Below are 7,671 nucleotides of genomic sequence, written 5' to 3' on the forward strand. Positions count from 1 at the left end.
GGACGATGACGTCGCGCCCCGCGGCCGCGCGAGTTCCCGTGACGCGCTACGCCGTGGTGGGCACCGCGGGCCACATCGACCACGGTAAGAGCGCGCTGGTGCGCGCCCTCACTGGGACCGACCCGGATCGTCTCGCCGAGGAGCAGCGCCGGGGGATGACGATCGACCTCGGGTTTGCCCACGTCGATCTGCCGAGCGGTGTGCGCGCGGGCATCGTCGACGTCCCCGGCCACGAACGCCTGATCAAGACGATGCTCGCCGGCGCGACGGGCGTGGATCTCGTGCTCCTCGTGGTCGCGGCCGATGAGGGCGTCATGCCGCAGACACGGGAACATCTCGATATTCTCCGCTTCCTTCGAGTGCGGCGCGGCATCGTCGTGCTGACGAAGCTCGACCTCGTCACCGATTCGGAGTGGCTCGCGCTGGTACGCGAGGAGATCGCCGGCTTGGTGCGGGGCACATTCCTCGAGACCGCGCCGGTGGTCGCGGTCTCGGCGCGCACGGGCGCTGGGCTGCCGGAACTCCGCGAGCTGATCGACCGCGCGCTGGCCGACCTGCCAACGCCCGACCCGGATGCGCCCGCCCGGCTCCCAGTGGATCGGAGCTTCACGATGGCGGGGTTCGGCACGGTCGTCACCGGTACGTTGTGGGCCGGGCGCATTCGCACCGGCGACGTGCTCGCGCTCTTGCCGGCCGGCCGGGAGGTGCGCGTCCGGCAGGTGCAGAGTCACGGGGAGGCCGTGGACGAGGCGCGGGCGGGCCAGCGGGCCGCGCTCAATCTCGTCGGCGTCGCCAGGGGCGAGGTCGCTCGCGGCGACGTCCTCGCCGTCCCCGGAGCGTACCGGCCGTCGAGGACGCTGGATGTCCGGTTGCGCATGCTCGAGTCGGCGCCGCCGCTCCGGCATCACGACCGAATCCGATTCTATCTCGCCGCGGACGAGGTGATCGGCCGCGTACGCCTGCTCGATCGGGACGCGCTCACGGCCGGCGCCGAAGCCGTGGCCCAATTGCGTCTGGAGCGCGACACCGTGGCCGCGCGGGGCGACCCGTTTGTCATCCGGCGGTATTCGCCCATGACGACCGCGGGCGGGGGAGAGGTGATCGCGGTCGACGCCCCCACGCGCCGTCGCAACGCCGCGGCGGCGGCCGCGCTGGCCTCCGACGCCGGCGCCGGACTCGACACGCGAGTGCGCGCGGCTCTCCACGCCGCCGGGCGCACCGGCGCCACGGTGGACGAGACGGCCCGATTGCTCGGCGTGACTCGGGAGCGCGCGGCGCAGCACATCGAGGCGCTCGCGCAGTCCGGGCACGCCCTCCTGATCCGCGGCCGTGTGTTCTCCGCGGAAACCACGGCCGCTGTGCGCCGCGACATCGTCGAGACGCTTGCGTCGCACCATGCGGCCGCGGCGTGGCGCGCCGGCATCCCTCGGGAGGATCTCAAGCGACGCGCGTTCGCCTCTGGCGACGATCGATTGTACAGCGCGGTGCTGGACGCGCTCGCAGCTGCAGGCGAGATCAGCGTCGGGGACGCACTGGTGCGGGCTACGTCGTTCACGCCGGTGCGGACGGCGGGCGAGCGCGCGGCCGCCGGAGCGATCGCCGACGCCTACGTGCGCGGTCGCTTCACTCCCCCCGCGCGAGCGGAGGTGCTGGCGGCGATCCCGGACCGCGCCGTCGGCGACCGCATGTTCCAGGCGCTGCTCGACGACGGCACGCTCGTGGATGTAGGCGGCGTTGTGTTTCACGGTGACGCGATCGCTGAGATCGAAGCCAGGGTCGTCGGGCACCTCCGTGAGCACGGCGAGCTGACGGTCGCGGCCGTGAGGGACCTCTTGGGAAGCAGCCGCAAGTATGTGCTCGCGGCGCTCGAACTCCTCGACGCGCGCCACGTGACCCGCCGGATCGGTGACAGTCGCGTGCTCGGGAGACCGGCGGACGAGTAGCGCCGGGCGGCGCGCGAGTGCAGGCCAGCGACAGATGCCCGGCGAAGTTCGACTACGTCGACCGAGTCCATGAAGGCAGGTGACCGCATGGCACGAGCACGTGCGGCCGCGAGCCATTCTGCGGCCGAAGCCCTCTCGCAGCCCTGGAGCCGGATCGTCGCGGACGTTCTGCTCCAGCACCGCGTCCACATGATCGGGTACGTGCCCGACGAGGTGACGGGACATCTCCTGACCCGTCTGGAGGCCGACCCGGCGTGCGGCGTGGTGTGCTGCACGCGTGAGGAAGAAGCGGTGGCCACAGTGGCGGGTGCCTATCTCGGGGGCAAGCGGGGCGCCGTGATCCTCCAGACCAGCGGCGTCGGCAACTCCATGAACGCCCTGGGGTCGTTCGTCGTCCCGTACCAGATCCCGATGCTGCTGATCGTGAGCGAGCGCGGCGGGCTCGGGGAGTTCAATCCCGCTCAGGTCCCGCTCGGGCACGCGGTGCCGCGTGTGCTCGACGCGTTGGGGATTCAGACGTTCGCGCTGACGTCCGAGAGCGAGATCGTACCGATCCTGGGGGGCGCCGCGGAGCTGGCGTTCTCCACGATGATGCCCGTGGCGGTGGTGCTCTCGATGCTGCTGACGGGAGGCAAGACGCTGAAATGAAGCGACTCGACGCGATCAGGCGCATCGTCCCGCTGCTCGCCGACGCGGCAGTGGTCTCGAACCTTGGACGCAATACCTACGATCTCTACGAGGCCGCAGACCGTGCCGAGAACTTCTACATGTGGGGCGCGATGGGCTCCACCTCGTCGGTCGGGTTCGGCCTCGCGCTGGCGCAGCCGACCCGTCCGGTCCTGGTGCTGGACGGCGACGGCTCCATGCTGATGAGCCTCGGGACCTTGACGACCATCGCCGCCCACCGCCCTCCGAAGTTGGTGCTCGTGGTGTTTGACAACGGGACCTACGAGACGACCGGCGGGCAAGCGACCCACACCACGCGTGGCGCCGACCTCGAGGCGATCGCGCGGGGCGCGGGGATTGTGCACACACTGACGGCGGCCGATCTGGATACATTCGCCAGCGCCGTCGCGCGCGCGCTGCGCGAGCCGGGGCCGTGGTTCATCCTGGCCAAGGTCGAGCAGGCGACCGCGTTCGCGCGGGTGCCGCGGCGCCCGATCTACTTCAAGGACCGGTTCATGGAGGCGATCGGCACCGTCGGGACGTGATCGCGTCGCCGCCCTGACGTTGCACGGGTGCGTCCCGGCTCCCCTGCGGCCGCGCCGCGAGACGTTGGTCACGCGCGGTGCGGTCGCGAGTTGATGGAACGCAGGGCGCAGGGCGGGACCACCTCGGGCGAAGGTCGATGGCAGCGAGGACCACGTGCGCCGCGTTGCGTCGAGATCCTGGGGTCCCACTGCTGACATCTCGACGGCCCGAGCGGCGGTGAGGCGGAAGCGCACCCAGGGGACCGGTGGTGGAGACTCGAAGCGTGTTCCACGAGTGCCGCGGCAGGTGGCCGGCGGGCTTCTCGCCCGGTCGGCCCCAACGGAGGGGCACGGGTCCTGGTGGGTCTCACGGTCTTCAAAACCGTCAGGACGTAATGCGGTGCAATCCGTGAATCGCCGGAAAGTGCTGCGTATCAGGGCTTTCGTGAGCTTGGCGAACGCTGGTTCGGATGGCCTGCGCTTATTCTGCACTCAATTTGCACTTATACGTCACCGTCTAGAGGTGGGTCCAAGGCCCCTTGGCCATCTCGAAATGGTTGTGATTCCAACACGACGGACCTTCGGCTATCTCTTCTTGGGTGTCTGGTAGCAGTAGAGTGGCTCTACGGCTAACAGAACGCGAGTGGAAGCCTTGTAGAGTATCGACAGTGGCGTCTTGGCCCCCAGATGCCCCCCGCCGACCGACGTAGGCGCCGGCGGCCGAAACAGACAACCAGAAGGGCGATGTAGCCGCGATGGGAGCGTTGGGGTCGTTCGCGATCGAGCTGCTGTTGGCGCATCTTCAAGACACGGAAGGGGCGGCTCGCAGCATCGAGCACGGATTGAACCGGTTTCTCTTGTACATTGCGGAGTCCAGGCTGCAAAAGCAGGTCACGTTTCCCGAACAGGGACCCGTCAATCGACTACCAACAGGGGCTGTTGTTATTCTCGACCCGGTGAACGTCGGCAACAATGTGACGCGCCGTATGACGAGCGCCGAGCCGGACACGATCGTCGAGCGCGCCGAACACTCCTGGGACTTGCTCAACACAGCGCACACGAGTACTACGAAGGCGAAACGCTCGAAATGTGGGAGGAAATTGTCGGGACTCCGTTCAGCATCGAGGCTTCGTCGCTATGACAACCACAGGAACCTACACCGATGCCTATACGGTGCTCGACATCCGACATGTCCTGAGCCGCTTTAACGCCAACCTGCGGGCCATCGCTCAGGTCACGACGTGCATGTCGGAAGAGAAGGTCCAGGACTTCGTACACGATCTGCAGATTCTTGCTGAGTACGAGTACTTGGTGGGTGTCGATCTCATCCTAGTTGACGTATCCGGTCAAAAGGTGCGCGCGAGGGCGTACGCCGTGTCAACGGAGGCTTGGGATTGGTCCGTCGACCTGCCGGGCGCGAATCTCTGGCCGCGGACACCCGCAGGCAGTCTCGACGTCGTCGTGACTCATTCGAAGAGTTGGACGAGTCTATCAGCGCCACAGCGGGCAGAGTTTCGGGCGCGCAACGAATTTAAGATCAGCTGGGTTCCGACGGAAGCACGACCTGACACACTCCAGTCTGACAGCCGGTCCGGTCCGCAGATATGCCAGGAACGGCTATGGGCTCGAGCGCAGAGACTACCGGTGAGCACGGTCTCCGCAGGCGGCGAAACGGTCGACCTCTTTGAATTGAGGCAGGCGCTGCCGGACGGCAGTTTCACGGCTCGCGAACACGATCTCGTGGGTTTTGCCGCACGCTACGAGCGGTTAAAGCGACACCTGCGCCTGCTGGTGGACTCAGAAGGGATTGCCCAGTGGAGCCAACGACACTATAGAGTGAGCGTGGTGATCTGTCGCCTTCTCGGCGACCGTTATCCCCTTAATATTTTCGAAGGCGATGTCGGGACCGGCAAGACCGTAACGGCGGAGTCGATTGCCAATAGGCTGGCGCGTGAGGACGGTGCGGAAACGCAACTCTACAAACTAAGCACGCGCGTACGCCGCGCCGGCCGAGTCGGGCAGATGAGCACCCTCATCAACCAGGCTTTTGATGTCGTCGCTCGTAGCGCCGGCCAGAGTCGGCGGACCGTGCTCATCATTGATGAGGCGGACTCGCTAGCTGCTACTCGAGCACAGGAGCATAGCCATCATGAGGACAAGGTCGCAGTAAACACGCTGATTCAGAAGATCGACGACGCTCGGCGATTTACGGGCCGAGTGTTAGTGTTTCTATGCACAAACCGCTTCAGAACCCTGGATCCTGCCATCGCCCGTCGGGCGGCGCTCATCGAGCCGTTTCGGCGACCAAATGACGACGAGCGCGCAGAACTATTTCAACATGATCTCGCCGACCTGGGACTGACCGAGCGGGAACTCGCGGAACTTGTCAACGTTACAGGGCCGTCAGGCGATCGGCCTGGATGGACGTATTCTGATCCTCGAACTCGGTTGTATCCTGAAGTCATCGCTCGGGTGTTCCTGATGGGCCGGCTCGCGGCTCGGACTTTCTTGCTGTCGCGCGTGAGCTTCTTCCATCCCCGAGTATGGACGACGTGTGAGTGATGGTCGTATCCTCGAGCCCGTTGCTAGGAAGGCGCATCCACATCGCGGGAAGCGCCGCAAAGACTGATGACCGCCACACTGTATGCTATACTCACGAGCTGATCAAGGCCGTGGTGGAACGGCTGGTCGCCGCCGCGAGCCGGGTCGCACACTGGCTCGTCGGCTCGGGGATAACGGCCGGGACGCGGGCGGCGGTCCTCATGCGGAACGGCGCGTCGTTTGTCGCCACCACGCATGCGCTGACGAAGCTCGGCGCGGTCATGGTGCCGCTGCACGCGCGGCTCACGAAGCCCGATCTCGTGCGGCAGCTCGACGGCGTGGGCGCGCCCGCGGTGATCTGTGACGGCGCCCGGCCAGGCGGCGGCTCTGCCAACCGCGCGTGCGCTCGTTGCGGAGGAGCCCGAGCCCGAACCACATGATCGAAGCGGCGGGGGCGCGCTTGGCGAGGGACTCCCGTGCCCGCGCCTGTCTCTGTCGTCGATCCAAGGCATCGTCCACACCTCCGCCACCTCGGGGACGCCCAAGGGGGTGCTGCTGACCTACGGAAACCACCGGTGGAGCGCCGTGGGCGCGGCGCTGCATCTCGGGCTGCGGCGCGACGACTGCTGGCTGGCGCGTCTGCCGCTCTCCCACGTCGGCGGCCTGGCGATTCTGTAGCGCAGCGTGATCTAGGGGGTGCCGGTGATCCTGCACGACGCGTTCGAGCCGGACGTCGTGAACCGCGAGATCGATGATGGGCGGGTGACCCTGATCTCGCTGGTCGGCACGATGGTGCAGCGCCTCATCGACGCGCGCGGGCGGCGGCCGTTTCCGCAGCACCTCCGAGCCATCCTGCTTGGCGGCGGGCCGATCTCACCAGGCCGGCTTGAGACGTGCGTGCGACGCCGCATCCCGATCGCGCCGACCTACGGGCTGACGGAGACGGCGTCCCAGGTCGCCACCCTGGCGCCCGAGGACGTGTCGCGGAAGACCGGGTCCGCCGGCCAAGCGTTGTTTCCGGCGGAACTCCGGATCGCGGCTTCGGGGCGACGCCGGACGGCGCCGGGGCAGGTGGGCGAGATCCTCGTGCGAGGCCCCGTCGTCATGCGCGGTACGACGGGCGACCGGGCGATACCGCACAGGTCTTGCGCGGCGGCTGGCTGCTCACAGGCGATCTCGGGTATCTCGACGCCGACGGGTACCTCTATGTGGTGGATCGCCGAACGGATCTGGTGGTGTCCGGGGGAGAAAATGTCTATCCGGCTGAGGTCGAGCGCGTGCTGCAGAGCCACCCGGCTGCGGAGGACGCGTGCGTCGTCGGCGCTCCGGATCCCATGTGGGGACAGGTCGTGGTCGCCGCAGTCTTGGTGCGCGCCCGTCCTCCGGCGCGCGAGCATCTCGACGTACTGGTCGAAGAGAATGCGCTCGTGTTGGGCAAACCCTTCATTCCGATGGTGCCCGAGCCGGAGAATCTCGTAGTTCTGGTACCATGGGGTGTCGTGCAGGAGATCGGCAATATCCATGGCCGCTTCGTCCACGGCCACGTTGGAGTGCGCGACCACGAGTACACGCATCCCGCGCCGGAGAAACGTTTCTGTGACTCGAGCAAGCGTGTGGGTCTTGCCGGTCCCGGGCGGTCCGCAAACGAAGTTGTAGAGCACGCTTCCCCTTGTACCGACGGCCTCCGACATCGAGCTCTACAGGGACGTCATCGGATGCAGCTACGGAGCGGTCCATGAGGAACGTGTATGTGGAGTGGTCGACTCCGCGCTGGGTGCGGCGGCCCGTCGGAGAGGGAGGTGATCGAATCGCCTTTGGCGGATTTCGCGGCCGTAATCTTGTCCCGCAACGCGGCTATGAAGGCGTCAAGGAGCTTGTCAATCTGAGTGACAGCGACAGGAGGAGTGGTGGTAGGCACCCTCTCAGAGTACCTCACCCGTGGCGGCGCGGACAGGCAACCGCCACGGGGACAATGCGGATTAGTGCTTACGCTTCGG

Annotated in this window: 5 protein-coding genes and 2 pseudogenes; 6 read left to right on the forward strand and 1 reads right to left on the reverse strand. The window is 66.9% G+C overall.

The genetic code is table 11. The features are described 5' to 3' along the window. Window positions 1-5: 5 nt before the first annotated feature. From selB to VKZ50_03400, 6 genes and pseudogenes are all read left to right on the forward strand, one after another. Window positions 6-1,943, forward strand: a complete 1,938-nt coding sequence (gene selB, locus VKZ50_03375; GenBank protein HLJ58754.1) for a selenocysteine-specific translation elongation factor — start codon at window positions 6-8, stop codon at window positions 1,941-1,943. An 87-nt stretch (window positions 1,944-2,030) separates the two neighbouring features. Further along, on the forward strand, window positions 2,031-2,591 hold the full coding sequence (locus tag VKZ50_03380; GenBank protein ID HLJ58755.1) for a thiamine pyrophosphate-binding protein: 561 nt from the start codon (window positions 2,031-2,033) through the stop codon (window positions 2,589-2,591). Further along, complete coding sequence (locus VKZ50_03385; GenBank protein HLJ58756.1) at window positions 2,588-3,154, forward strand: thiamine pyrophosphate-dependent enzyme; 567 nt, start codon at window positions 2,588-2,590, stop codon at window positions 3,152-3,154. The genes VKZ50_03380 and VKZ50_03385 overlap by 4 nt, the downstream gene beginning before the upstream one ends. Window positions 3,155-4,270: 1,116 nt before the next feature. Further along, window positions 4,271-5,695, forward strand: coding sequence for an AAA family ATPase (locus VKZ50_03390; protein ID HLJ58757.1), 1,425 nt, complete (start codon window positions 4,271-4,273; stop codon window positions 5,693-5,695). Next, complete coding sequence (locus tag VKZ50_03395) at window positions 5,695-6,114, forward strand: AMP-binding protein (GenBank protein HLJ58758.1); 420 nt, start codon at window positions 5,695-5,697, stop codon at window positions 6,112-6,114. Before VKZ50_03390 ends, VKZ50_03395 begins: the two co-directional genes overlap by 1 nt. Beyond that, window positions 6,035-7,153, forward strand: a pseudogene (locus VKZ50_03400) (AMP-binding protein). The gene VKZ50_03395 and the pseudogene VKZ50_03400 overlap by 80 nt, the downstream one beginning before the upstream one ends. Here the strand turns inward: VKZ50_03400 and VKZ50_03405 are convergent. After that, a pseudogene (locus VKZ50_03405) lies at window positions 7,126-7,365 on the reverse strand (AAA domain-containing protein). The pseudogenes VKZ50_03400 and VKZ50_03405 sit on opposite strands and share 28 nt — an antisense overlap. Window positions 7,366-7,671 lie beyond the last annotated feature (306 nt).

The sequence above is a fragment of the bacterium genome (genome assembly GCA_035295165.1).
Lineage (GTDB): Bacteria > Sysuimicrobiota > Sysuimicrobiia > Sysuimicrobiales > Segetimicrobiaceae > JAJPIA01.

What these genes read in the sequence shown, in the direction of transcription:
- selB (HLJ58754.1), top strand. Translation starts at nt 6, where the DNA reads ATGACGTCGCGCCCCGCGGCCGCGCGAGTTCCCGTGACGCGCTACGCC.
- VKZ50_03380 (HLJ58755.1), top strand. Translation starts at nt 2,031, where the DNA reads ATGGCACGAGCACGTGCGGCCGCGAGCCATTCTGCGGCCGAAGCCCTC.
- VKZ50_03385 (HLJ58756.1), top strand. Translation starts at nt 2,588, where the DNA reads ATGAAGCGACTCGACGCGATCAGGCGCATCGTCCCGCTGCTCGCCGAC.
- VKZ50_03390 (HLJ58757.1), top strand. Translation starts at nt 4,271, where the DNA reads ATGACAACCACAGGAACCTACACCGATGCCTATACGGTGCTCGACATC.
- VKZ50_03395 (HLJ58758.1), top strand. Translation starts at nt 5,695, where the DNA reads ATGGTCGTATCCTCGAGCCCGTTGCTAGGAAGGCGCATCCACATCGCG.